Source organism: Brevundimonas sp., from assembly GCF_035999125.1.
Classification (GTDB): domain Bacteria; phylum Pseudomonadota; class Alphaproteobacteria; order Caulobacterales; family Caulobacteraceae; genus Brevundimonas.
The window spans coordinates 144,602-164,438 of record NZ_DASYGX010000006.1 but is presented as its reverse complement, the minus strand read 5'-3'; the positions used below and the strand labels follow the sequence as shown (position 1 = coordinate 164,438).

Annotated in this window: 26 protein-coding genes and 1 pseudogene; 15 read left to right on the top strand and 12 right to left on the bottom strand. The window is 69.4% G+C overall.

The genetic code is table 11. The features are described from left to right. Window positions 1-111 precede the first annotated feature (111 nt). Window positions 112-897: a hypothetical protein gene (locus VGN45_RS04725; RefSeq protein ID WP_327459884.1), complete on the top strand. Its 786-nt coding sequence runs from the start codon at window positions 112-114 to the stop codon at window positions 895-897. Window positions 898-985: 88 nt separating this feature from the next. On the opposite strand, the gene VGN45_RS14645 is transcribed toward VGN45_RS04725, so the two are convergent. The 8 genes and pseudogenes from VGN45_RS14645 to rdgB all read right to left on the bottom strand — a co-directional run bounded on the left by VGN45_RS14645 (window position 986) and on the right by rdgB (window position 7,807). Further along, window positions 986-1,258: a helix-turn-helix domain-containing protein gene (locus VGN45_RS14645; protein WP_414643387.1), complete on the bottom strand. Its 273-nt coding sequence runs from the start codon at window positions 1,256-1,258 to the stop codon at window positions 986-988. 175 nt (window positions 1,259-1,433) lie between these two features. Continuing rightward, a pseudogene (locus tag VGN45_RS04720) lies at window positions 1,434-2,474 on the bottom strand (YifB family Mg chelatase-like AAA ATPase); the annotation flags it as partial. A gap of 711 nt (window positions 2,475-3,185) precedes the next feature. Further along, on the bottom strand, window positions 3,186-3,617 hold the full coding sequence (locus tag VGN45_RS04715) for a hypothetical protein (protein ID WP_327459882.1): 432 nt from the start codon (window positions 3,615-3,617) through the stop codon (window positions 3,186-3,188). 155 nt (window positions 3,618-3,772) lie between these two features. Further along, on the bottom strand, window positions 3,773-4,705 hold the full coding sequence (gene gshB / locus VGN45_RS04710) for a glutathione synthase (RefSeq protein WP_327459880.1): 933 nt from the start codon (window positions 4,703-4,705) through the stop codon (window positions 3,773-3,775). A gap of 61 nt (window positions 4,706-4,766) precedes the next feature. Further along, on the bottom strand, window positions 4,767-5,150 hold the full coding sequence (locus tag VGN45_RS04705) for a YraN family protein (RefSeq protein WP_327459878.1): 384 nt from the start codon (window positions 5,148-5,150) through the stop codon (window positions 4,767-4,769). Beyond that, entirely contained in the window at window positions 5,147-6,022 is an 876-nt protein-coding gene (gene rsmI, locus VGN45_RS04700; protein WP_327459876.1) for a 16S rRNA (cytidine(1402)-2'-O)-methyltransferase, read from the bottom strand. The genes VGN45_RS04705 and rsmI overlap by 4 nt, the downstream gene beginning before the upstream one ends. A gap of 32 nt (window positions 6,023-6,054) precedes the next feature. After that, complete coding sequence (hemW, locus tag VGN45_RS04695) at window positions 6,055-7,212, bottom strand: radical SAM family heme chaperone HemW (RefSeq protein ID WP_327459874.1); 1,158 nt, start codon at window positions 7,210-7,212, stop codon at window positions 6,055-6,057. Next, on the bottom strand, window positions 7,202-7,807 hold the full coding sequence (gene rdgB, locus VGN45_RS04690; protein WP_327459872.1) for an RdgB/HAM1 family non-canonical purine NTP pyrophosphatase: 606 nt from the start codon (window positions 7,805-7,807) through the stop codon (window positions 7,202-7,204). Before rdgB ends, hemW begins: the two co-directional genes overlap by 11 nt. Window positions 7,808-8,240: 433 nt before the next feature. On the opposite strand from rdgB, the gene VGN45_RS04685 reads away from it, so the two are divergent. From VGN45_RS04685 to VGN45_RS04675, 3 genes are read left to right on the top strand one after another with little or no spacing between them, the layout of a single operon-like run. Further along, window positions 8,241-8,816 (top strand): DUF2975 domain-containing protein, encoded by a 576-nt coding sequence (locus VGN45_RS04685; RefSeq protein ID WP_327459870.1) that lies wholly within the window; start codon window positions 8,241-8,243, stop codon window positions 8,814-8,816. Window positions 8,817-8,838: 22 nt separating this feature from the next. Further along, window positions 8,839-9,078 carry a helix-turn-helix transcriptional regulator gene (locus VGN45_RS04680; RefSeq protein WP_327459868.1) on the top strand — a complete coding sequence of 80 codons (240 nt, stop codon included), beginning with the start codon at window positions 8,839-8,841 and terminating at the stop codon, window positions 9,076-9,078. A 7-nt stretch (window positions 9,079-9,085) separates the two neighbouring features. Then, window positions 9,086-9,637: a Smr/MutS family protein gene (locus VGN45_RS04675; RefSeq protein WP_327459866.1), complete on the top strand. Its 552-nt coding sequence runs from the start codon at window positions 9,086-9,088 to the stop codon at window positions 9,635-9,637. On the opposite strand, the gene VGN45_RS04670 is transcribed toward VGN45_RS04675, so the two are convergent. Further along, entirely contained in the window at window positions 9,624-10,649 is a 1,026-nt protein-coding gene (locus VGN45_RS04670) for an adenosine kinase (RefSeq protein ID WP_327459864.1), read from the bottom strand. The genes VGN45_RS04675 and VGN45_RS04670 overlap by 14 nt on opposite strands. A 103-nt stretch (window positions 10,650-10,752) precedes the next feature. On the opposite strand from VGN45_RS04670, the gene def reads away from it, so the two are divergent. From def to truA, 6 genes are all read left to right on the top strand, one after another. Then, window positions 10,753-11,322, top strand: coding sequence for a peptide deformylase (gene def, locus VGN45_RS04665; RefSeq protein WP_327459862.1), 570 nt, complete (start codon window positions 10,753-10,755; stop codon window positions 11,320-11,322). Beyond that, window positions 11,322-11,549: a hypothetical protein gene (locus VGN45_RS04660; RefSeq protein WP_327459860.1), complete on the top strand. Its 228-nt coding sequence runs from the start codon at window positions 11,322-11,324 to the stop codon at window positions 11,547-11,549. Before def ends, VGN45_RS04660 begins: the two co-directional genes overlap by 1 nt. A gap of 217 nt (window positions 11,550-11,766) precedes the next feature. Beyond that, window positions 11,767-11,976, top strand: a complete 210-nt coding sequence (locus VGN45_RS04655) for an antitoxin MazE family protein (protein ID WP_327459858.1) — start codon at window positions 11,767-11,769, stop codon at window positions 11,974-11,976. Then, a complete protein-coding gene (locus VGN45_RS04650) occupies window positions 11,973-12,296 on the top strand; it encodes a type II toxin-antitoxin system PemK/MazF family toxin (RefSeq protein ID WP_327459856.1) in 324 nt (107 codons plus the stop codon). Before VGN45_RS04655 ends, VGN45_RS04650 begins: the two co-directional genes overlap by 4 nt. A gap of 16 nt (window positions 12,297-12,312) precedes the next feature. Further along, a complete protein-coding gene (gene fmt / locus VGN45_RS04645; RefSeq protein ID WP_327459854.1) occupies window positions 12,313-13,269 on the top strand; it encodes a methionyl-tRNA formyltransferase in 957 nt (318 codons plus the stop codon). 12 nt (window positions 13,270-13,281) lie between these two features. Then, window positions 13,282-14,019, top strand: coding sequence for a tRNA pseudouridine(38-40) synthase TruA (gene truA, locus VGN45_RS04640; protein ID WP_327459852.1), 738 nt, complete (start codon window positions 13,282-13,284; stop codon window positions 14,017-14,019). Window positions 14,020-14,188: 169 nt separating this feature from the next. Here the strand turns inward: truA and VGN45_RS04635 are convergent, their stop codons facing one another. Continuing rightward, entirely contained in the window at window positions 14,189-14,326 is a 138-nt protein-coding gene (locus VGN45_RS04635) for an entericidin A/B family lipoprotein (RefSeq protein WP_125255452.1), read from the bottom strand. A 108-nt stretch (window positions 14,327-14,434) separates the two neighbouring features. Here VGN45_RS04635 and VGN45_RS04630 point away from each other — a divergent pair, with 108 nt between their 5' ends. The 5 genes from VGN45_RS04630 (at window position 14,435) to VGN45_RS04610 (ending at window position 18,371) form a co-directional block, all read left to right on the top strand. Next, window positions 14,435-16,108 carry a thiamine pyrophosphate-binding protein gene (locus VGN45_RS04630; protein ID WP_327459845.1) on the top strand — a complete coding sequence of 558 codons (1,674 nt, stop codon included), beginning with the start codon at window positions 14,435-14,437 and terminating at the stop codon, window positions 16,106-16,108. A 10-nt stretch (window positions 16,109-16,118) separates the two neighbouring features. Further along, entirely contained in the window at window positions 16,119-16,571 is a 453-nt protein-coding gene (locus VGN45_RS04625; RefSeq protein WP_327459843.1) for a hypothetical protein, read from the top strand. A gap of 3 nt (window positions 16,572-16,574) precedes the next feature. Then, a complete protein-coding gene (trmD, locus tag VGN45_RS04620; protein WP_327459841.1) occupies window positions 16,575-17,300 on the top strand; it encodes a tRNA (guanosine(37)-N1)-methyltransferase TrmD in 726 nt (241 codons plus the stop codon). A 1-nt stretch (window position 17,301) separates the two neighbouring features. Further along, the gene (gene rplS, locus VGN45_RS04615; protein ID WP_327459839.1) at window positions 17,302-17,727 is read left to right on the top strand and encodes a 50S ribosomal protein L19; all 426 of its coding nucleotides are present in this window, start codon (window positions 17,302-17,304) and stop codon (window positions 17,725-17,727) included. A 161-nt stretch (window positions 17,728-17,888) separates the two neighbouring features. Continuing rightward, window positions 17,889-18,371 carry a hypothetical protein gene (locus tag VGN45_RS04610; protein WP_327459837.1) on the top strand — a complete coding sequence of 161 codons (483 nt, stop codon included), beginning with the start codon at window positions 17,889-17,891 and terminating at the stop codon, window positions 18,369-18,371. Between the two features lie 69 nt (window positions 18,372-18,440). On the opposite strand, the gene VGN45_RS04605 is transcribed toward VGN45_RS04610, so the two are convergent. Further along, window positions 18,441-18,947 (bottom strand): PA2169 family four-helix-bundle protein, encoded by a 507-nt coding sequence (locus tag VGN45_RS04605; protein ID WP_327459835.1) that lies wholly within the window; start codon window positions 18,945-18,947, stop codon window positions 18,441-18,443. Between the two features lie 86 nt (window positions 18,948-19,033). Beyond that, the gene (locus tag VGN45_RS04600) at window positions 19,034-19,831 is read right to left on the bottom strand and encodes a tryptophan 2,3-dioxygenase (RefSeq protein WP_327459833.1); all 798 of its coding nucleotides are present in this window, start codon (window positions 19,829-19,831) and stop codon (window positions 19,034-19,036) included. Between the last annotated feature and the right edge of the window lie 6 nt (window positions 19,832-19,837).

The following is a 19,837-nucleotide window of genomic DNA, read 5'->3' as shown; positions in this document are numbered from 1 at the left end:
GGCGGCCGGGCTCCGGCTCGGCCGCCATCTCTCAGCGTCTCAACCCTTGTTAACTGTCAGCGACCCGTCGAAGGTGGGAAACCTCCGCAACACTCACGATTGGAGCTCGATATGGCTGATCCGAGATTGCCGACTGAAATCGATGCATACATGCAGTCACTCCAATGGGGCGAACACCACGACCAGTGGCACTACGAGCAGCGCTACGACTTTTGGCGTCATCTGGCAGCAAACGGCAACCAAGCTGCTGCGGAGATCGTCGCCTACGGCGATAGTATGGGATGGTCTCGCGGGGAGTATCAAGAAGGCGCGCCCGGCCACGGGCTTCACTTCCTGGCCATGCATCGCGCCATGTTCCAGTTGCTGTTGGAAAACTTTCCGCAGCACCAGGAGCTGTTCCAAGGATGGACGACACCGCCCCGCGATCCGCATGATGCTGACGACCCTGTGGCCAGCGGGGACGCCTTCTCAGCCGAGAAAGCTGAAGGCATCAGAATGATCGAGTCGGATCATCAGTGGTTTGGTTCAGAGGATGAGTTCGCGCTTTTTCTAGAAACCAACATCCGCCCGACGGCCGAAGATCCGACCGTGCGCACACCGGATTTGCGAACTGCAGTCCACAACTATTTGCACAATCGTTGGACCGACGGATCGAGTCCCGTCAACCTGGGCGACCCCATTGTGAACATTTACAATGCACGCTTCTGGCGTCTGCACGGCTGGATCGAGCGTGTATGGACCGACTACCGGCGCGCAGTCGGCTTGTCCGATGATGATCCTGATTATCGTGAGCTTGTCTCTCATTATCGGCACATGATGGAGCATGGCCTCCACCACCATCGAATCGGGCCTCAACCTACCCGTCCGAACGGGCTGAAACGCATCTTCGCTGATTGATGCAATCGGTGCGTTTTGTCGGCAGATGGAAGTTGTAGTCTCGGCTGTTCGGCTCAAGCCACACGGCTCTCAGGTACCGCGACATTTCCTAGTTTCCGGGTGAGCATCCAAGGAAAGTTGCGAGCTTGCCAACGGTGCGGCGCGTGACCTTCCAATCGCCCCGCTCCCAGCGCCGCCACGTCCCTTCGTCAACGGGGACGCCGCGAGCAGCCTCAGCGATGGAAAGCCCACGCCGTCGCCGTTCTATGAGGAGCCGGTCGCCGAGGGTCGCCGGCTCCGGCCACGGCTCGTAGCCGAGGTAGCGAATGATGGCCGGGTATTGGCAGACGGTGGGCGCGTGCTCGTCCCGTTCCCACCACATCCACGTCTTCGGATCGACGCCGATGATGGCCGCCGCATCGATCAGGCGGTGGCCGAGCATTTGACGGCGTGCGGCGAGCTGCCGGCCGAGACTGTCGCCTGGGCGAAGCGCCGCTTCCGGCCGCTCGGCCTTCAGCAGCAGCGGCTTCAGACGACAGCAAAACAGCAACGCGGCCACACGGGTTCATGGCGGCGACGAGTTGGAAGCGCGCCGGATAGCGCACGTGGGCGTTGGCGCGGGCCACCGTGACCTCGCCCGTCTCCAGCGGCTGGCGCAGCGAATCCAGAGCCTGGGGCGAGAACTCCGGCAGTTCGTCCAGGAACAGCACGCCGTTGTGGGCCAGGGACACCTCGCCCGGCCGCGCCCGGTGCCCGCCGCCGGTCAGCGCCGCCATCGAGGCGGAATGGTGGGGGCTGCGGAACGGACGGTCCTGCGCGATGGCGCCCCGTTCGATCATACCGGCGACGGACCAGACCATGGAGGTCTCCAGCAGCTCCTGCGGCGTCAACGGCGGCAAGAGGCCCGGCAGGCGTTGGGCCAGCATGGACTTGCCCGATCCCGGCGGGCCGACGAACAGGAGGTTGTGGCCGCCGGCCGCCGCGATCTCCAGCGCGCGCTTGGCCCCCTCCTGCCCCTTGACCTCGCGCAGGTCGCGCACGGCCTCGCCGGCGCGCAGGGGACCGGGCTCGGGCTGGGACAGGCGCTGCGTGCCCTTGAAGTGGTTGATCAGGCCGATCAGCGAGCGGGGCGCCAGGATCTTCGCGTCCCCGGCCCAGGCGGCTTCGGGCCCGTTCGCCTCCGGACAGATCAGGCCCATGCCCATGGCCGAGGCGGTGACCGCCGCCGGCAGGGTTCCCCCGACCGGCGCGATCTGGCCCGACAGGCCCAGTTCGCCCACGGCGCACCAGCCGTCCAGCGCGTCGAGCGGGATCACCCCCATGGCCGCCAGAAGGGCAAGCGCGATCGGCAGGTCGAAGTGGCTGCCCTCCTTGGGCAGGTCGGCGGGCGCCAGGTTGGCGATGATGCGCTTGGGCGGCAGGGCCAGGCCGATGCCGGCGAAGGCGCCGCGCACCCGCTCCCGGCTTTCGGCCACCGCCTTGTCGGGTAGGCCGACGACGGAAAAGCTGGGCTGGGCCGCGCCGACCAGCTGGACCTCGACGTCCACACGCCGCGCGTCCACCCCGTCGAACGCCACCGTCACCGCCCGCGCGACCATGCCCGCCTCCGTCGACCTGCGTGGAACAGAACATGAACTCACAGTGGTTGGCAAGCACGATTGAGCGCTCCGTCGCTTTCGCGCGGAGGTGGAGGGCGGACGGAGCGCCGGGCGCGGAGCCCGGAGAAGATGTGATGACCGTTTCGACGAAGACCGACGCTCCGCGCGCATGGTTTTTCCGGGAGCTTGCGGCGGGTGGCCCTCTTAGGGCCTTACCGCAGTCGCTCCCGGCGGGCGGGCCGTCCCTGCGGACGGTCCCGGATCGGTCCAGGTATCCCCCCTGACCCTTGCCGGGTCTCATCTCTTGGTGAGACCCATCGGCTCCATTCCTTGGGGGGCTGCCGCTCGCGCCGCGGGCGCTCGCTGCGTGAGGCCCGGACGCGGACGGTCGGCTCCGTTCGAGACGGACCCCGCGCCACACGCTCCCGCCGCCGCAAGGTCGCAGGCCTTACGAGCCCTCCGGGCGACGGGACGGGTCCAGACTGGCGCAGGGGAAAGGTGGTCACAGAAAGTCGGGGCTGGATCAGAGAGAGGCGTTGAAGCGGCGAGGAAATCGGCGGAAGCCGGCGCAACTTCCCCCAGCCTCCTGCCGCATCGGCCATCTGCGCTCACTGGGGAAGGTTCGGGCGGCGCCCGCCGGCCGAGAAGACTCTCAGGCCCTGCGCCTCTTCACGGCTTCGCGGTCAAGACCGCTCCCGACCCGTTGCGGACCTACGGGCGCCGCAGCAGGCGCAGGAGTTGGTCGATGGCGAACGCGCGTCCAGTTTCGCCAAAGCCGACACCGTTGTCGTTCACCCACGACTCGAATTCCGTCCGCAGGCCCGCACGGGACCTCGCATCAAAAACCACCGACATCACCGATGGTGTTGCGCCCAGGAGAGAGAAACTGCCCACGTTCGAACACAGAGCCTCCCATTCCCCGGAGGCGTCGAAGAGCCGGATCACGGCACCGAGAAGGGTCGGGTCGTCCACAACCGCGCCAATATCGTCTATGCGCGAGCCGTTCGCTTCCAGTGTTGATCCATTTGCAATGGCTGCAATGGCCGCCGCAAACCTAGGGTCTAGGCCAAACCCGTGAGGAAACGCGACAACCAACCAGCCTGCGGGCCAGTCTTGAAAGCAAGCTTCGTTACGAGCGTTCATGCCAAGAACCTAGCTCGACGGGTGGTCCGCTTTCCACCCGTAGCTGAAGTTCCGGGCGACCGCTTTCGGACGTGCGGCGAGTCTTTCGCACAATTCCTGAAGAGAGAGGGCGCATCCTCCGCCCGGAGGGAGAGAAGGTTGATCCGCCCCTGATCTCAACCTAGCTGCGCCGCGATCGCGTCCCACATCAGGGCCGTCGCGTCGATGCCGGTGAACGCCTTCAGCTGCTGGGCGCCGGTGGGGGAGGTGACGTTGATCTCGGTCAGGAAGTCGCCGATCACGTCGATGCCGACGAAGACGAGACCCCGCGCCTTCAGCTCCGGCCCGATGGCGGCGCAGATCTCGCGGTCGCGGGCGGTCAGCTCGACCGCCTCGGCCGTGCCGCCGACGCGCAGGTTGGAGCGGACCTGACCCCTCAACGGCACGCGGTTGATGGCGCCGACCGGTTCGCCCTCGATCAGGATGACGCGCTTGTCGCCGGCCGAGACCTGGGGGACGAATTTCTGGATGACCAGCGGGTCGCGGCTGCCGGTCGCGTGGATCTCGACCAGGGCGGCCAGGTTGGGGTCGCCCGCCTTCAGCCGCACCACGCCGGAGCCGGCGGCGCCGTGAAGGGGCTTCAGCACCACATCGCCCTCGCGCGCGTGAAAGTCCTCCAGCGCCTCGACGTCCGAGCTGATCAGGGTCGGCGGCTGCAGCTGCGGCCAGCGGGTGACCATCAGCTTTTCGGGGGCGGACCGCACCTCGGCCGGGTCGTTGAGGACGAGCGTGTCGCCGCGCAGCGCCTCCAGCAGATAGGTGGCGGTGACGTAAGCCATGTCGAAGGGCGGGTCCTGACGCATCAGCACCACATCGACGTCGGCGTGCAGGTCCAGCTTCTGCATCTCGCCCAGCTCGACCAGATCCCCCTTCAGCACCGTGCGGCGGGCGCGACAGGACAGACGGCCGTTCTCCAAAGCCAGGGTGCGGAAGTCGTAGGTCCAGACGGAAAAGCCCCGATCCTGCGCCGACTGGATCATCAGCCAGGTGGTGTCCGAGCGGGGGTTCACCTGCTCGATGGGGTCCATCTGGACGGCGACCCGGGTCATGCGCGGCTCCTGAAGCTGACGGTGCGAAGGGAATGGGCGCGCGGGCGCCGAACCGCAAGGCTCAGCCGTCGAACGCCAGCCGCTTGAGGTGGCGCGGGAGACGGCCGGGCGCCAGGGCGATCAGGTCGATGCGGAGCGCATATCCGCGCAGGGCGGGGCGCGAGCGGCGCACCGCCTCACCGGCGGCCAGCAGGCGGCGCGCCTGCTGCGGGCTGAGCGCCTGTTCGGCGGCGTCGCGGACGGCGCGGCGCTTGACCTCGACCACGATCAGCTCCCGGTCCTTGTGAGCCAGCAGGTCGATCTCGCCCTGCGGCGTCTTCAGGCGGAAGGCGAGGATGCGATGACCGGTCAGCATCAACCAGGCCGCGGCCAGCCATTCCGCCGCATGCCCCTGACGCCAGGCCGCCCCGCCCCGCGCGCGGCGGTCGGGGCGGGGGCCGGTCACGCGCCGGCCTTCATCTGCAGCGCGCGGGCGTACAGCGCCTTGCGGCTCGCGCCGGTCTGTCTGGCGACCTCGGCGGCGGCGGGCCCAGGAGCGAGGCGGGTCAGGGCCTCGGCCAAGGCCGCGTCGACGTCGTCGGTGCTGGCGGCAACGACCTCTCCGGGACCGACCACGACGACGATCTCGCCCTTCGGCGCCTGCGTGCGCGGATGGACGGCCAGTTCGGACAGGGCGCCGCGCAGGCATTCCTCGTGCAGCTTGGTCAGCTCGCGCGTAACTGCGGCGGGGCGGTCGCCCAGCACCTCGGCCATGTCGCTGAGGCTGGCGGCCAGGCGCGGGCCGCTTTCGAAGAAGACCAGCGTCCGGCCAGGTTCGGCCAGTTCGGCCAGTGCGGTCTTCCGGGCGGCGGACCTGGGCGGCAGGAAGCCGGCGAACAGGACGCGGTCGGCGGGCAGGCCGGCCAGGCACAGGGCGGCCAGAAGGCTGGAGGCGCCGGGGATGGGATGCACCGGCAGGCCCGCCGCGATCACCTCGCGCGCCACGACGAAGCCGGGGTCCGAGACCATGGGCGTGCCCGCGTCGGACACGAGGGCCACGACGTGGCCCTCGGCGATGCGTTCGACGGCGATCCGGGCGGCGCGTTCGGAGGCGTGGTCGTCGCAGCGTTCCAGCTTCGCCTTAAGCCCATAGGCGGCCAGCAGCCTGGCCGAGACGCGCGTGTCCTCGGCCAGCACCAGATCGGCTGCGGCCAGCACGTCGAGACCGCGCAGCGTCATGTCGCGCAGGTTCCCTATGGGCGTGGCGACCAGATACAGCCCCGGGCTGACCGGCCGGGGCGGCGGCGCGGCGGGGGGAAAGGGGCTGGGGTCAGGCATGGCGAGGACCGTGACAGCGTCGGGCGACGCGCTCAAGCGGTCAGCAGGCGGCTGGTGACCGCGTCCAGCAGCGGACGGCCGGCGGCGGTGGCGACGACGCGGCCGGCGGCGACGGTCAGGAAGCCCTCCTCGACCATCTGCGCCAGCGGGCGGGCGGCGGCGGGCAGGGCGTTCAGCACCGACAGAGGCGCCCCTTCGACGGTGCGCAGGCCCAGAAGGACGCGCTCTTCGGCCGCCTCCGCCGGCGACAGGTCGGCACGCTCCTCCCACGGGGCGCCCGCCTCGACGCCTGCCAGGTATGCGTCGATCCCGCGGTGGGCGACGGTGGCGGTGCGGACGCCGTTCACCGTCAGCCGGCCGTGGGCGCCGGGGCCGAGGCCCAGATAGTCGCCGCCGCGCCAGACGTGGAGATTGTGCGCCGAGCGGGCGGCGACGCCGCGGGCGTGGTTGGAGACCTCATAGGCGTCGAAGCCGGCGGCCCCCAAGGTCGCCTGAGTGGCCTCATAGAGGGCGGCGGCCAGGTCCTCGTCCGGCGGGGACCAGTCGCCGCGGCCGACGGCGCGGGCGAAGGCGGTGCCCTGGGCTATGGTCAACTGATAGGGCGAGACGTGCTCGAACCCGAGGTCCAAGGCCTGGGTCAGGGCCGCGCGCCAGTCGGCGACCGACTGGCCCGGCAAGGCGTGGATCAGGTCGATCGACAGGCGCGGGAAGATGCGGGCGGCGACGGCGACGGCGCGGCGCGCCTCTTCCGCCGAATGGTTGCGGCCCAGAAAGGCCAGCTGGGCGTCGTCCAGCGCCTGCACCCCCATGGACAGGCGGTTCACCCCGGCGGCGGCGAAGGCGGCGAAGCGGTCGGCCTCCGCGTCCGTGGGATTGGCCTCCAGCGTGACCTCGACGGGCGGGCAGGGAAAGAGCGCGAGGGCGGCCTCGACCACCGCCGCGACGTCGGCCGGGTCCATCAGCGAGGGCGTTCCGCCGCCGAAGAAGATCGAGGCGAGTCGGCGAGGGCCGGTCAGGGCCGCCTGGGCCCTGAGGTCGTCGAGGATCGCCACCATCAGAAGGGCCGCCCGATCCTCTTGGCCACGGGCCCGCATGACGTTGAAGTCGCAGTAGGGGCAGATGCGGGCGCAGAACGGCCAGTGGACGTAGAGAGCGAGGTCCGTGCCGGGGTCGGGCGTCTCAGTCGTCAACCAGCGCCGCCTTCAGCTTTTCGAACGCCCGCGCGCGGTGGCTCATGGCGTCCTTGGCCGCAGGGTCCATCTCGCCGAAGGTCTGGGTGAAGCCGTCGGCGACGAAGATGGGGTCATAGCCGAAGCCCTGGTCGCCACGCGGGGGGAAGGTCACCACGCCGTCCACGCGCCCCTCGACGACCACCGTCGGGCCGTCCGGCCAGGCCACGGCCAGGGCCGAGGTGAACCAGGCGATGCGGTCGTCGGATCCGACCTCCTCCAGCCGTCGCTCGACCTGGGCCATGGCGTGGGCGAAGTCCTTGTCCGGCCCCGCCCAGCGTGCCGAAAAGATGCCAGGCGCCCCGCCCAGCGCCGCGACCGACAGCCCGCTGTCGTCCGCCAGCGCCGGCAGACCCGACGCCTGGGCCGCATGGCGCGCCTTCAGGACCGCATTGCCGACGAAAGTGCTCTCGGTTTCATCCGGTTCGGGCACGTTCGCCTCCGCCGCCGTGACGATCGTGTAATTTCCGTCCAGCAGGGCCGCGATCTCGCGCGCCTTGCCCGGATTATGCGTCGCGGCCACCAGGCGCATGCCCTTGATAAGTCTCGGTTTCATCCGGCGTCGCGCTCCCAGCGGCCAACCTTGCCTAAGTTTAATATCGTTAAACGATATGTAACGTGCATCGTCGCCCCGCACGTCCTATCTATGATCTCAAGAACGAGGGGCCGCATCGTTCTCCCGAGAAACCGAAAGGGGCATCGGAATGCAGCGGTCGAAAGAAAAGAGCAATGACGCACCTCACTCAGGAAAAACGGAGAAAGACGATGCACGCCATGACCGCCACCCAGTTCGCCGAAAAAGTCGGCTATGCCGTCGTCAACGGCGCCCTGCTGGCCGCCCTGCCGACCGCCCTGGTCGCCATCCTGCTGCAAGCTCTCTGAGCGGCGGGATTTTGACCGGAATGAAAGTCGAAGCGATGGTGGAGGCCGCGCGCGGTCCCTTCGGGGCCGGCGCGGCGATCCCCCGGCTCCGGCTTTAAAGGTTTCCCATGCCCCTGTCGCCCCGCCGTCTGGTCATGCCCAAGCTGCCCGGACTGCGCGCCCTGGGGCCGGGCTCGGTGTCCAGCCTGCTGAAGACCGCGCTGGACGTCGCCTACGCCGTGCTGATCCTGCTGACCGGCCTCGGGGTGGTCCTGCTGATCACCGTGGCCTTCATCCCCATGGACCAGCTGGCGCTGAACGTCACCGACGACGCCGGCGGCGCCCAGATCCCCCTGCCCCGATCCCACGCCCTGTTCGGGGTCGGCGCCTTCATCGGCTATTTCGCCGGCTTCGCCCTGATCCTTCGCAATCTGCGCCGGGTGTTCCGCACCCTAACCCTGGGCGACCCCTTTCAGCCCGAAAACGTGACGCGGCTGCGCCAGATCGGCTGGATCCTGGCCACCGTCACCGGCGGCGTCTGGGTGGGCCAGATGCTGATTTCGCGGCTCGGCCGAGGGATCATGGACGAGCCCAGCCCGTTCAACCTGGTGACCCCCGCTTTTTCCGTCCTGGTCGTCTTCGTGCTGGCGGAGGTGTTCCGAGAGGGCGCGCGTCTGCGCCGCGAATCCGAACTGACGATCTGACGGACCCGGTGTAAGAGCGCCCATGGCCATCCGCGTCCAACTCGACAAACTGCTGGCCGAGCGCCGCATGTCGCTGACGGAGCTCAGCGACCGCGTCGGCGTGACCGTGGCCAACCTGTCGATTCTGAAGACCGGCAAGGCGCGGGCCATGCGCTTCTCGACGCTGGACGCCCTGTGCCGCGAACTGAACTGCACGCCCGGCGACCTGCTGGGCCATGTGCCGGGGCCCCAGGCCGGCGGCGACGACGCCGAAGACGCGTGACCCGCCGATGAGCCGCCGGGACGACCTGTCGCCCGAGGATCGCCGCATCTGGGCGCGGGTGGCGGGGTCGGCGGTCCCGCACAAGCGCCGCAAGCCGCTGTTGGTCGCCGGAGGGGAAGCGCCGGCCATCGTGCCGAAGACCGCGCCGTCGCCATCTCTCAAGTCACGGCCCCTCGCTGCCCCTGCGGCTCTTCCGAGCCCGTCGAAGCCGCCCGCGCCCCGAACGCGAGGCGTGCCCGAAGAGCTGGAGCCCCGCCGCCAGCGCCGCCTGTCGCGCGAGCGCGATCCCATCGACGCCCGCATCGACCTGCACGGCTATGGCAGGTTCCAGGCCCAGGACGCCCTGACGGCGTTCCTGATCGGCGCGCAGGCGCGCGGGCACGGCGCGGTGCTGGTGATCACCGGTCAGGGCCGGCGCGGCGGCACGGGCGTCATCAAGTCCAGCGTCCACGACTGGCTGACTGCTCCGGCGCTGCGCGGCGTCGTCTCCGGCTTCGCCCCCGCCGCCCGCAAGCACGGCGGCGACGGCGCGCTGTACGTGACGATCAGGCGAGCCTGAGCCCCGCGTCCTTCGCCAACTTCTCCAGCGAGACCATCGGCCTCGGCCCCCAGTGGGCGATGACCTCTGCGGCGGCGAGGGAGCCCAGCTTGCCGGCGTCTTCCAGCGGCAGGCCGCGGGCGAGGCCCAGAAGGAAGCCGGCGGCGTACTGGTCGCCCGCGCCTGTGGTGTCGACGACCTTGACGACCGGAACGGCGGCGACCTTCACCCGGTCGTCGCCCGAGATGATAACAGAGCCGTCCGGGCCGCGCGTGACGGCGGCGACCTCGACCATGGCGGCCAGCCGCTCAGCGGCGGCGTCGAAGTCGTCAGTCTCGAACAGGGCGGTCAGCTCCGCCTCGTTGGCCAGGACGACGTCGGCGGACGAGCGGATGAAGCCCAGCAGATCGGCGCGCCAGCGGTGGACGACGAAGCTGTCGGACAGGGTGATCGCCACCTTGCGCCCGGCGTCGTGAGCGGCCTTGGCCGCCGCCTCGAAGGCGGCTCGGCCGGGGGCCGGATCGAACAGATAGCCTTCCAAGTAGACGATCGCGCTGTCGGCGATCAGGGCGGCATCCACGTCGGCGACCGTCAGCTGGTTGGCGGCGCCCAGGAAGGTGCACATGGTGCGCTGGCCGTCCTCGGTGACGTTGATCAGGCAGCGCCCGGTGCCCAGGCCTTGGGCCACGCCGTCGACCAGCGGCGCGACGTCGAAATGCACCCCGGCGGCGCGGATGTCGTGGGCGAAGACCTGACCCAGTTGGTCGTCGGCGACCTTGCCCAGATAGGCGGCGCGTCCGCCGAAAGAGCCGACGCCGGCCACCGTGTTGCCGGCCGAGCCGCCCGACGCCTCGACGCCCGCGGCCATGGCGTCGTACAGCGCCGCGCTCTGAGCCGCGTCGACCAGCTGCATGGAGCCGGGCGTGAGGCCCTGCGCCTCCAGAAAGGCGGGGCTGCAGGGCGCCAGCACATCGACGATCGCGTTGCCGACGGCGCAGACGTCGAAGCGGGCGGGGGAAGAGGCCTGGGTCATGGGCGCGCCCATAGCCGTCCGCAGCCGACTTCGCCAGCATCGAAACCCGACCACCACGGCCGGAATTCTTGACCCGAGGGGCCTTCGGGCCTACCTCGACCGCATGACCATGCGCCGCATCTTGACCGTCGACAACGCCGCCGACCTGGCCGTGCTGAAGCAGGTGTCGAAGCCCGTGGAGACCGTGGACGACGGCGTGCGCGCCCTGATGGACGACATGCTGGAGACCATGTACGCGGCCCCCGGCATCGGCCTGGCCGCCGTGCAGATCGGAGAGCTGACGCGCGTCGTGGTCATGGATCTGGGCGACGGCGCGCCGGATCCCGAGGCCGAGGCCAAGGAGGGCGAGGATGAGCCCGCCCGCGTCCCCAACCCCCGCTTCTTCGTCAATCCTGAAGTGCTGTGGGCGTCGGAAGAGACCTTGCCCTATGAGGAAGGCTGCCTGTCGATCCCCGAGTATTTCGACAGCGTCGAACGCCCCGCCCGCGCCCGCGTCCGCTATCTGGACCGCGAGGGCCGGATGGTCGAGGAAGAGATCGACGGCCTGTACGCCGTCTGTTTCCAGCACGAGCTGGACCACCTGAACGGCGTGCTGTTCATCGACCACCTGTCCCGGCTGAAGCGCGACCGGGCCATGGCCAAGGTGAAGAAGGCCGCGAGGATGGCCGCCTGATGGCCCGTTTGAAGCGCAGCCCCGACCGCATCATCGACCCGCGCGGGCGTCGCCGCCTGACCCGCAATGAAAAGGTCGGCGTGGCCGGCGTCGTCACCCTGCTGGGGGTGGCCCTGGCGGGCGTGGTGGCCGGCATGATCATCGACCGCCTGCTGAGCTTCGACGACGCGCTGGACGCCGGCGGCGAGTGGGACGAGGGCGGCGGAGTCTTCACCCGCTGGGACTGAGGCTCACGCGAGTGCGTCCCTGTGCTGGGGAGGATGGCTGGTGCGACACGCGGTGGGCAGCAAATGGTGGGTTCGCGCCCTGATCATCGTAGCCGCTTTTTTCGCGGGACCGCCGGTCGCGGGCGTCCTGATTTACGCACTCGGCAGCATGATCTTCCCCCACTGAGATGAAGGCGCAGCCGTGGACCTATGTCCCCATTTGCGTTACATGTAACCAATGGGAAGTTCCGCGAAGCGTGTCGCCGATCATCGGGCCAACCTGCGGGCACAGGGGCTCCGGCCAGTCCAGATCTGGGTGCCGGACACGCGCGCGCCTGAGTACGACGCGCGCATTCGGCGCCAGATCGAGGCGCTGAGGTCCGATCCTAGAGAGCAAGCTCTCGTGCGCGAGCTCGAAGAATTCCTCGATTGGGACGACGAGGATTGACGCGCGGCGACGTCGTCATCGTCGTCATGAAGGGCGACTATGGCAAACCCAGACCGGCTCTGATTGTGCAGGCCGATCGATATCGCGGCCACAGCTCCGTCACAATCGCGCTCATGACGAGCACGTTGACCGAGATCGACGACATTCGGCTGACGATCGAGCCTTCCGCGGAAAACGGCCTGCAGGTCACATCACAGGTGCAACTGGACCGTCTGCAAAGCGTGCCGACCAGCCGGTTGAAGGATGTGATCGGCCGTCTGACGCCCACCAATATGGCTGCCGTCGATCGGGGCCTCGCCCTGTTCCTCGGCTTGGCCTGACGCTAAAGCCTCGCCCATGCGCCTCGCCTTCATGGGTACCCCAGAATTCGCCGTGCCCTCGCTGGCCGAACTCGTCGCCGCTGGGCATGAGGTCGTCGCCGTCTATTCCCAGCCGCCCCGGCCGCGTGGCCGGGGGCAGAAGCTGACGCCGTCCCCGGTTCAGGCCTTCGCCGAGACCCTGGGCCTGCCGGTGTTCACGCCGGAGTCGATGAAGGCGACGGACGCGATCGAGACCTTCCGGTCGCTGGATCTGGATGCCGCCTGCGTCGTCGCCTATGGCCAGATCCTGAAACCCGAGGTTCTGGAGGCGCCGCGGCTGGGATGCCTGAACCTGCACGGGTCGTTGTTGCCTCGTTGGCGAGGGGCAGCGCCGATCCAGCGGGCCATCATGGCGGGCGACCGTCAGACCGGCGTGCAGATCATGCGGATGTCGGCGGGACTGGACGAGGGGCCCATCCTGCTGAGCGAGGTCATGGAGATCGCCCCGGACGACACGGCGGGATCGCTGGGCCAGCGCATGGCGCACGTGGGCGCGGCCCTGTGGCCCCGGGCTCTGGCGGCGCTGGAGCGCGGCGGGCTGGAGGCGGTGGAGCAGGTCGGCGAGGCCACCTATGCGAAGAAGATCACCCCGGCCGAGGCGCGCATCGACTGGACCCGCCCGGCGGCGGAAGTGGACGCCCATATTCGAGGCCTGTCGCCCGCGCCCGGGGCCTGGTTCGAGGTGCCCGGCCCCGACGGCCCGGTGCGGATCAAGGCGCTGATGAGCCGCGTGTCAGCGCGCGGGTCGGGCGCGGCGGGAGAGGTGCTGGACGAGGAGCTGCGCGTCGCCTGCGGCGCCGGCGTGGTGCGGCTGATGACCGTGCAGCGCGCGGGCAAAGGGGCCCAGGCGGCCGAAGAGATGCTGCGCGGGTTTCCGATAACCATCGGGACGGTGCTCCCCTCAAGCGGCGAGCCGCCGCGCGGCGAGCGGTAGGGAAAGAAAGCGATGCCGCGCTACCGCCTTACGGTCGAATACGACGGCTCGGCCTACAACGGGTTCCAGGTCCAGGCCGGGCAGCCGACCGTGCAGGGCGCGATCGAGACGGCGCTGACGGCTTTCTGCGGTGAGACGGTGCGGCTGTTCGCGGCAGGGCGGACCGACACGGGAGTGCATGCGACGGGTCAGGTGATCGGCTTTGATTTGGAAAAGGCCTGGCCGGCGCGCACGGTGATGAACGCGCTCAACGCCCACCTGGTCGAGGAGGCGGTGTCGGTGCTGGACTGCGCCGAGGCCGATCCGGAATGGCACGCGCGGTTCTCGGCGACGGGGCGGCGCTACCTGTACCGCATCATGAACCGCCCCGGACCGCCCGCCCTGGACGCCGGTCGGGTCTGGCACATGAAGAAGCCGCTGGACGCCGACGCCATGCATGCGGCCGCCCAGGCGCTGGTCGGCCTGCACGACTTCACGACCTTCCGGGACGTGAACTGCCAGTCGGCCTCGCCGGTGAAGACGCTGGACGTCGCGGCGGTGGAGCGGGTCGGCGACGAGGTGCGGCTGACGTTCGCGGCGCGCAGTTTCCTGCATCGGCAGGTGCGGTCGATGACCGGAAGTCTGGTGGAGGTCGGCCTGGGGCGGTGGTCCGCCGCCGATCTGAAGGCCGCGCTCGACGCCCGCGACCGGTCCGCCTGCGGACCGGTCGCCCCGAGCGACGGACTGTATCTGACGGGCGTGGAGTACTGAAAGGTCACTTCCCCCGTCCGCGCAAGCGGATGGGGAGGACAGGTCGGCGTCTTGCGACGACCAGGAAGGGGCGGCTCGATGGGCGAAGTTTCGGCGCCGAGCCCCCCTCCTGACCGCTTCGCGGTCCGTCCTCCCCACGCGCCCTTGCGCGCGGAGAGGTGGCTTCAGATCAGTTCCGGGCTTCGTTCGAGGCGCCGGTGACGGCGTCGCCGGCGGCCGAGACGTCGCGGCCGACGCCGGCGATGGTGTTGCAGGCCGACACGGCCATGGCCGCGGCGATCAGGGTCAGGGTGACGATCTTCTTCATTGGAGCAGTCTCCGACGGGGTTGAACCTGGGCCGTGAACGCCAAGCGTGGCCGTTCGGTTGCGCCGCCCCCATCGCCAAACCGCCGCACCCTCTGCTAACGCCTCCGCATGAGCCAGCCGCAGAACACCGCCGCCCGCCGCCTCGTCGAAACCCTGGTCGCCAACGGGATCGACAAGGTCTTCTGCGTGCCCGGCGAGAGCTATCTGGCCGTGCTGGACGCCCTGGCCGACGTGCGCGACCGGATCGAGGTCGTCACCTGCCGGCACGAGGCGGGGGCCGCCAACATGGCCGAGGCCTATGGCAAGCTGACCGGCAGGCCCGGGGTCTGCATGGTCACGCGCGGGCCCGGCGCGACGCATGCTTCGATCGGCGTGCACACGGCGCATCAGGACTCCACGCCGATGATCCTGTTCGTGGGCCAGATCGCCCTGACCGACCGTGGGCGCGGGGCGTTTCAGGAGGTCGATTACCGCGAGGTGTTCGGCGGCCTGGCCAAGTGGGCGACCGAGCTGGAAAGCCCGGAGCGCACGGTGGAGGTGGTCGAACGCGCCTTCGCCACCGCCCTGCAGGGTCGCATGGGTCCGGTGGTCGTGGCCCTGCCGGAGGACCTGCTGCACGCCGACGGCGGACCGGCGCCGAAGCGGCCGGTGGTTCCGGCGAGGGCCACGCTGGACCCGGCCGTGCTGGCGGACGTCGGCGAGCGGCTGAAAAAGGCCGAGCGGCCGCTTATCGTGGTGGGCGGATCCGGCTGGACGACCGAAGCCAGCCACGCCCTGGCCGACTGGGCCGAGCGGCACATGATCCCGATCTCGGGCTCGTTTCGGCGCAAGGACATCATCTCCAACGATCGGCCCAACTATGCCGGCGACCTGGGGCTGGGGTGCAATCCCAGGCTGACGGCGCGGGCGAAGGCGGCGGATCTGGTGATCGCCATCGGCGCGCGGCTGGGGGAGAACCCGACGCAGGGCTACACCCTGTTCGACCGCGACCACACGGCCGGGGTGCTGGTGCATCTGCACCCGGGGCCGGAGGAGCTGGGCCGGGTGTGGCCGACGCTGATCTCGGGCGTGGCGGACAACAGTCTGGCCGCCCTGGCCCTGACCAGACTGGAGCCGGGCCGCGACTGGCGCGCCGAGGCGGAACAGGCGCACGCCGACTTCCTGGCCTTCTCCACGCCGGTGCCGGTGACGGGCGCGGTCAACATGAGCGAATGCATGGCGCACCTGATGGACGCCGTGCCGGCCGACGCCGTGGTCACCAACGGCGCCGGAAACTTCGCCGCCTGGCTGCACCGCTTCTATCGCCACCGCGCCTGCCGCACCCAGCTGGCCCCGACCTCGGGCGCCATGGGCTATGGCTGGCCCGCCGCGATCGCCGCCAAGGCCGTGGACCGCGAGCGCGAGGCGATCTGCGTCGCCGGCGACGGCGATTTCCTGATGACCGGGCAGGAGATGGCCACCGCCGTCCAGCACGGTCTGAACCCGGTGGTGATCGTGGTCGACAACGGAACCTACGGCACCATCCGCATGCATCAGGAGGGGCACTATCCGGGGGCCGAGCGGGTCATCGCCACCGACCTGAAGAACCCCGACTTCGTGATGTGGGCTCAGGCCTTCGGCGCGTTCGGCGTTCGGTGCGAGACGACGGAGGATTTCCCCGCCGCGCTCCAGACCGCCCGCGACGCGGCCAAGGCCCGTCAGGTTCCGGCGCTGGTGCACCTGATCACCTCGGCCGAAGACATCGCACCGGGCCGCACGATCAGCGGGCTGCGGAGTCAGTAGGAGCGAGACGATGAAGGTCGCCTGCATCGGCTTGGCAGCCCTCACCTTGGGAGGCTGCGCCACACCGGCGGAACCTCAGACGCCGACGTCCGGCGACGGCGACGACTGCGCGGTGATCGCCGCAGTGGCCAAGGAGCACTATGGCTTCAACGCCACCGATCGCCCTTCCCTGCCTCTGTGGCTGAACGATGGACGTGGCTGGGCGCCCCGGTGCGATTGGAGCCGACACGGTCTGGCCGTCCCCCAGGTCTACGATCCGGCGGCCACGGAGCCGGAGCCGGACGGCGCCCCCTCGGGGCATCGCTACGTCAGCTTCCAGAAGCCGAGCTATGACGGCCAGGGGGCGGTGATCGAAAGCAGCGCGATGTGGGGGCCGTGGGCCGGCGAAGGCGTGCGCTGCCGGCTGCGCTCGGGGTTCGCGGGCTGGACGGTCGAGCGTTGCGAGCAGACCTGGATCAGCTGAGACATGCCCTTCACCGCCACCGTCCTGACCATGTTTCCGGAGGCCTTTCCGGGCCCGCTGGGCGTATCGCTGATCGGGACGGCGCAGCATGAGCGGGGCCTGTGGAAGCTGGAAACGGTTGACATTCGGGGCTTCAGCGACGATAGGCGCGGCTTCCTGGACGACCCCCCTGCGGGCGGCGGACCGGGAGCGGTGTTGAAGGCGGACGTGGTGGCCAGGGCTCTTGACGGGCTTTCCGGGCCGCGGCGGCCGCTTTTGTACATGAGCGCCCGGGGTCGGCCCCTGACCCAGGCGCGCGTCAAGGACTGGGCGCAAGGCGACGGGATCGTCGTGCTGTGCGGCCGGTTCGAGGGGGTGGACCAGCGGGTGCTCGACGCCCGGGGGTTCGAGGAGGTCTCCGTCGGAGACGCGGTCCTGGCCGGTGGCGAGGCGGCGGCGATGGTGGCGATCGAGGCGTGCATAAGACTGATCCCCGGAGTGCTCGGCTCAGGCGAAAGCCTGTCGTCCGAAAGCTTCGAGGACGGGCTTCTGGAGCATCCGCAGTACACGCGACCGCGGACGTTCGAGGGGCTCGACATCCCCGAGGTCCTGCTGTCGGGCGACCACAAGAAGGTCGCGCAATGGCGCCAGGAGCAGAGGGAAATCACCACGCGGGAGCGGCGACCGGACCTCTGGGAGCGGCATCTCGCCAACTTACAGGCAAAGAGCGCAAAAGCTCGAGGAGACTGAGATGAACATTCTGCAGACCATCGCAGCCGAAGAAAAAGCCCGCGTCCTGGGCGACCGCAAGATCCCGGACTTCCAGCCCGGCGACACCCTGCGGGTCATGGTCAAGATCAAGGAAGGCGAGCGCGAGCGCATCCAGGCGTTCGAAGGTGTCTGCATCGCCCGTGACGGCGGCGGCGTGAACGAGACCTTCACGGTCCGCAAGATTTCGTTCGGCGAGGGCGTGGAGCGGAAATTCCCGATCCTGTCCCCGAACATCGACGCCATCGAGGTGAAGCGTCGCGGCGTCGTGCGTCGCGCCAAGCTGTATTATCTGCGCGACCGTCGCGGCAAGTCGGCCCGGATCGCCGAGCGCCAGACCCAGCGCAAGGGCGTGGAAGTGCCGTCCGAAGGCGCCGCCGACGCGGCCCCGGAGGCGACTGAGGGCTGATCCTCGAACACGCGTCTTCCAGAAGTTCAGAAGGCCCGGGCGGAGCGTCCGGGCCTTCGTCGTTCCTGACGGGACATGACGCGGGAGGCGAGCGGGATTGCGGCGAAATCCAGGCGCGGTAGGGTGCGTTCCTCATCGTCGACCCTCGTGGAGCCTTCGGAATGCGCCTGCCCCTTCTCTCGCTCTTCGCCGCCGCCGTGGCGGTCGTCGCCCTGCCCGCGCAGGCCCAGGATCCGGTCGCCAACTCGGGCCCGTACTACATCATGGATCTGGCCGACGAGAACCTGATCCTGGCGGCGGGCGGCACGCGTTCGCGGTCGGGGTCGCAGGCCAAGGTCACGATCTCGGTCCTCAGCGCCCCGAACGCCGTGCAGGACGGGATCGCGCGGCTGGACATGGCCTACGAGTTCGACTGCCCCGGTCGCCGGTTCCGCACGCCCGCCGCCACCGCCTATGACTTGGGCGGCGGCCTTATGGGCAGCATCGCCGACGAGCCGGACTGGACCGACGTCAACATGACGGCCACCAGCGCCACCATCATGGCCTACGCCTGCGATTCGACCCTGTCGGAAGGCATCGAGCCGATCGAGGGCGACATCAACGTGCTGGCCGCCCGCTATCGTGAGATCGCCGCGGGCGAGTGAGGCTCCGACGTCGAGGGACGAAGGGTCCCGGATCGATCCGGGGCCCTTTTTCATGCCGTGTGACGCGATTCACATCGACAGCGGCCGTCCGTCCGGGGGCGTCGTCGTGACCGGACGGCCGTCGGCGCCTTCCAGAGCGTGCTTCAGGTCGCGCATCTCGTCGTGGCCGTCCTTGACGGTCAGATAGGCGCGGCGGACCACTTCGCGCGTCGTGGCCGACAGCTTTTCGTCTTCCAGGGCGCGCTCGAACTTGGCCTTGATGAAGTCCTCGCCGTTCTCGACGGAGTTCACCACCGCCTGCTCGTCGCGCAGCAGGGCGTGCTTCACGTCCAGGAAGGCGCGGTGGGCCTTGGCCAGGATCGAGCCGTCGTCCTCCGGCGTCGCGCCCAGGCCGCGCACGGCGGTCTGCAGGTCGGCGGCGACGCGGCGGCGCTCGCCCGCGCGCTTGACGAAGCGGTCGCGATAGGTTGCGACGTCGGTCTCCTTGGCGGCCTCCTCGTAGCCGTCGGCGCTGTCCAGCGTGGTCTCGATCAGACCGTTCAGAACGTCGATGTCGTGTCGGTTGGCGTCGGTCATGGGATTTGCCTCTCATCGGGGAAGATGAGGTCAAAGCGCCCGGACGCCCGGCGGGTTTCAGCTTGGCCGTTGAAAAGCGGCGACTTCTAGAGCCGGGTCCGGATCGACCACAGCTCCGGGAAGCATCGCCGCGACAGGGTCTCGGTCAGGTACCCCACACCGGCCGTGCCGCCCGTGCCCATGCGTCGCCCGATGATCCGCTCCACCGTCACCACGTGCTTGTGCCGCCAGGTCAGCAAAGCGTCGTCCAGGTCGACCAGCTTTTCAGCAAGCTGGTAAAGTTCCCAGAACTCATGGGGCCGGCGATAGACCCGCAGCCACGCCTCCTCGACCGCCGGGCTGGGCTCGTGCGGCGTGGAGACGTCGCGCGACAGGATCTCGGCCGGCACGTCCAGCCCCGCCGCGGCCAGCCGGGCCAGTGCGTCGTCATACAGGCTGGGCGCCTCGATAGCCGCCTTCAGCGCCGCGTGCGCGTGGGGCCGGTCCACGTGGTGACGCAGGAAAGCCGGGTTCTTGAGGCCCAACATCGCCTCGAACCGGCGGAACTGGTCGCTCTGAAACCCCGACGACGACCCCAGGACGGCGCGGAAGTTCAGATAGTCGGCGGGCGTCATGGTGGCCAGGACGTCCCAGCTCTGGGTCATCACGGCCTGGATGCGGCTGATGCGGGCCAGGCTCTTGTAGGCGGGCACCAGATCCCCGGCGCGGACCAGCCGCTGGGCCAGCGCCACCTCGTGCAGCATCTGCTTGAGCCACAGCTCCTTGGTCTGGTGAATGACCACGAACAGCATCTCGTCGTGCTGGTCGGAGTGCGGCTTCTGCGCCGTCAGCAGGACGTCGAGGTCCAGATAGCCGGCGTAGGTGACGTCTCGGGAGTCGCTCATGGCGCC

Coding starts and splice junctions, on each gene's coding strand:
- VGN45_RS04655 (WP_327459858.1), top strand. CDS start 11,767: ATGGGAAGTTCCGCGAAGCGTGTCGCCGATCATCGGGCCAACCTGCGG.
- rdgB (WP_327459872.1), bottom strand. CDS start 7,807: ATGAAACCGAGACTTATCAAGGGCATGCGCCTGGTGGCCGCGACGCAT.
- VGN45_RS14645 (WP_414643387.1), bottom strand. CDS start 1,258: ATGTGGTGGGAACGGGACGAGCACGCGCCCACCGTCTGCCAATACCCG.
- fmt (WP_327459854.1), top strand. CDS start 12,313: ATGCGCCTCGCCTTCATGGGTACCCCAGAATTCGCCGTGCCCTCGCTG.
- VGN45_RS04715 (WP_327459882.1), bottom strand. CDS start 3,617: ATGAACGCTCGTAACGAAGCTTGCTTTCAAGACTGGCCCGCAGGCTGG.
- VGN45_RS04725 (WP_327459884.1), top strand. CDS start 112: ATGGCTGATCCGAGATTGCCGACTGAAATCGATGCATACATGCAGTCA.
- trmD (WP_327459841.1), top strand. CDS start 16,575: ATGCCCTTCACCGCCACCGTCCTGACCATGTTTCCGGAGGCCTTTCCG.
- truA (WP_327459852.1), top strand. CDS start 13,282: ATGCCGCGCTACCGCCTTACGGTCGAATACGACGGCTCGGCCTACAAC.
- VGN45_RS04680 (WP_327459868.1), top strand. CDS start 8,839: ATGGCCATCCGCGTCCAACTCGACAAACTGCTGGCCGAGCGCCGCATG.
- VGN45_RS04605 (WP_327459835.1), bottom strand. CDS start 18,947: ATGACCGACGCCAACCGACACGACATCGACGTTCTGAACGGTCTGATC.
- VGN45_RS04610 (WP_327459837.1), top strand. CDS start 17,889: ATGCGCCTGCCCCTTCTCTCGCTCTTCGCCGCCGCCGTGGCGGTCGTC.
- VGN45_RS04630 (WP_327459845.1), top strand. CDS start 14,435: ATGAGCCAGCCGCAGAACACCGCCGCCCGCCGCCTCGTCGAAACCCTG.
- gshB (WP_327459880.1), bottom strand. CDS start 4,705: ATGACCCGGGTCGCCGTCCAGATGGACCCCATCGAGCAGGTGAACCCC.
- VGN45_RS04660 (WP_327459860.1), top strand. CDS start 11,322: ATGGCCCGTTTGAAGCGCAGCCCCGACCGCATCATCGACCCGCGCGGG.
- def (WP_327459862.1), top strand. CDS start 10,753: ATGACCATGCGCCGCATCTTGACCGTCGACAACGCCGCCGACCTGGCC.
- VGN45_RS04675 (WP_327459866.1), top strand. CDS start 9,086: ATGAGCCGCCGGGACGACCTGTCGCCCGAGGATCGCCGCATCTGGGCG.
- VGN45_RS04625 (WP_327459843.1), top strand. CDS start 16,119: ATGAAGGTCGCCTGCATCGGCTTGGCAGCCCTCACCTTGGGAGGCTGC.
- rplS (WP_327459839.1), top strand. CDS start 17,302: ATGAACATTCTGCAGACCATCGCAGCCGAAGAAAAAGCCCGCGTCCTG.
- VGN45_RS04685 (WP_327459870.1), top strand. CDS start 8,241: ATGCCCCTGTCGCCCCGCCGTCTGGTCATGCCCAAGCTGCCCGGACTG.
- VGN45_RS04670 (WP_327459864.1), bottom strand. CDS start 10,649: ATGACCCAGGCCTCTTCCCCCGCCCGCTTCGACGTCTGCGCCGTCGGC.
- VGN45_RS04635 (WP_125255452.1), bottom strand. CDS start 14,326: ATGAAGAAGATCGTCACCCTGACCCTGATCGCCGCGGCCATGGCCGTG.
- VGN45_RS04600 (WP_327459833.1), bottom strand. CDS start 19,831: ATGAGCGACTCCCGAGACGTCACCTACGCCGGCTATCTGGACCTCGAC.
- rsmI (WP_327459876.1), bottom strand. CDS start 6,022: ATGCCTGACCCCAGCCCCTTTCCCCCCGCCGCGCCGCCGCCCCGGCCG.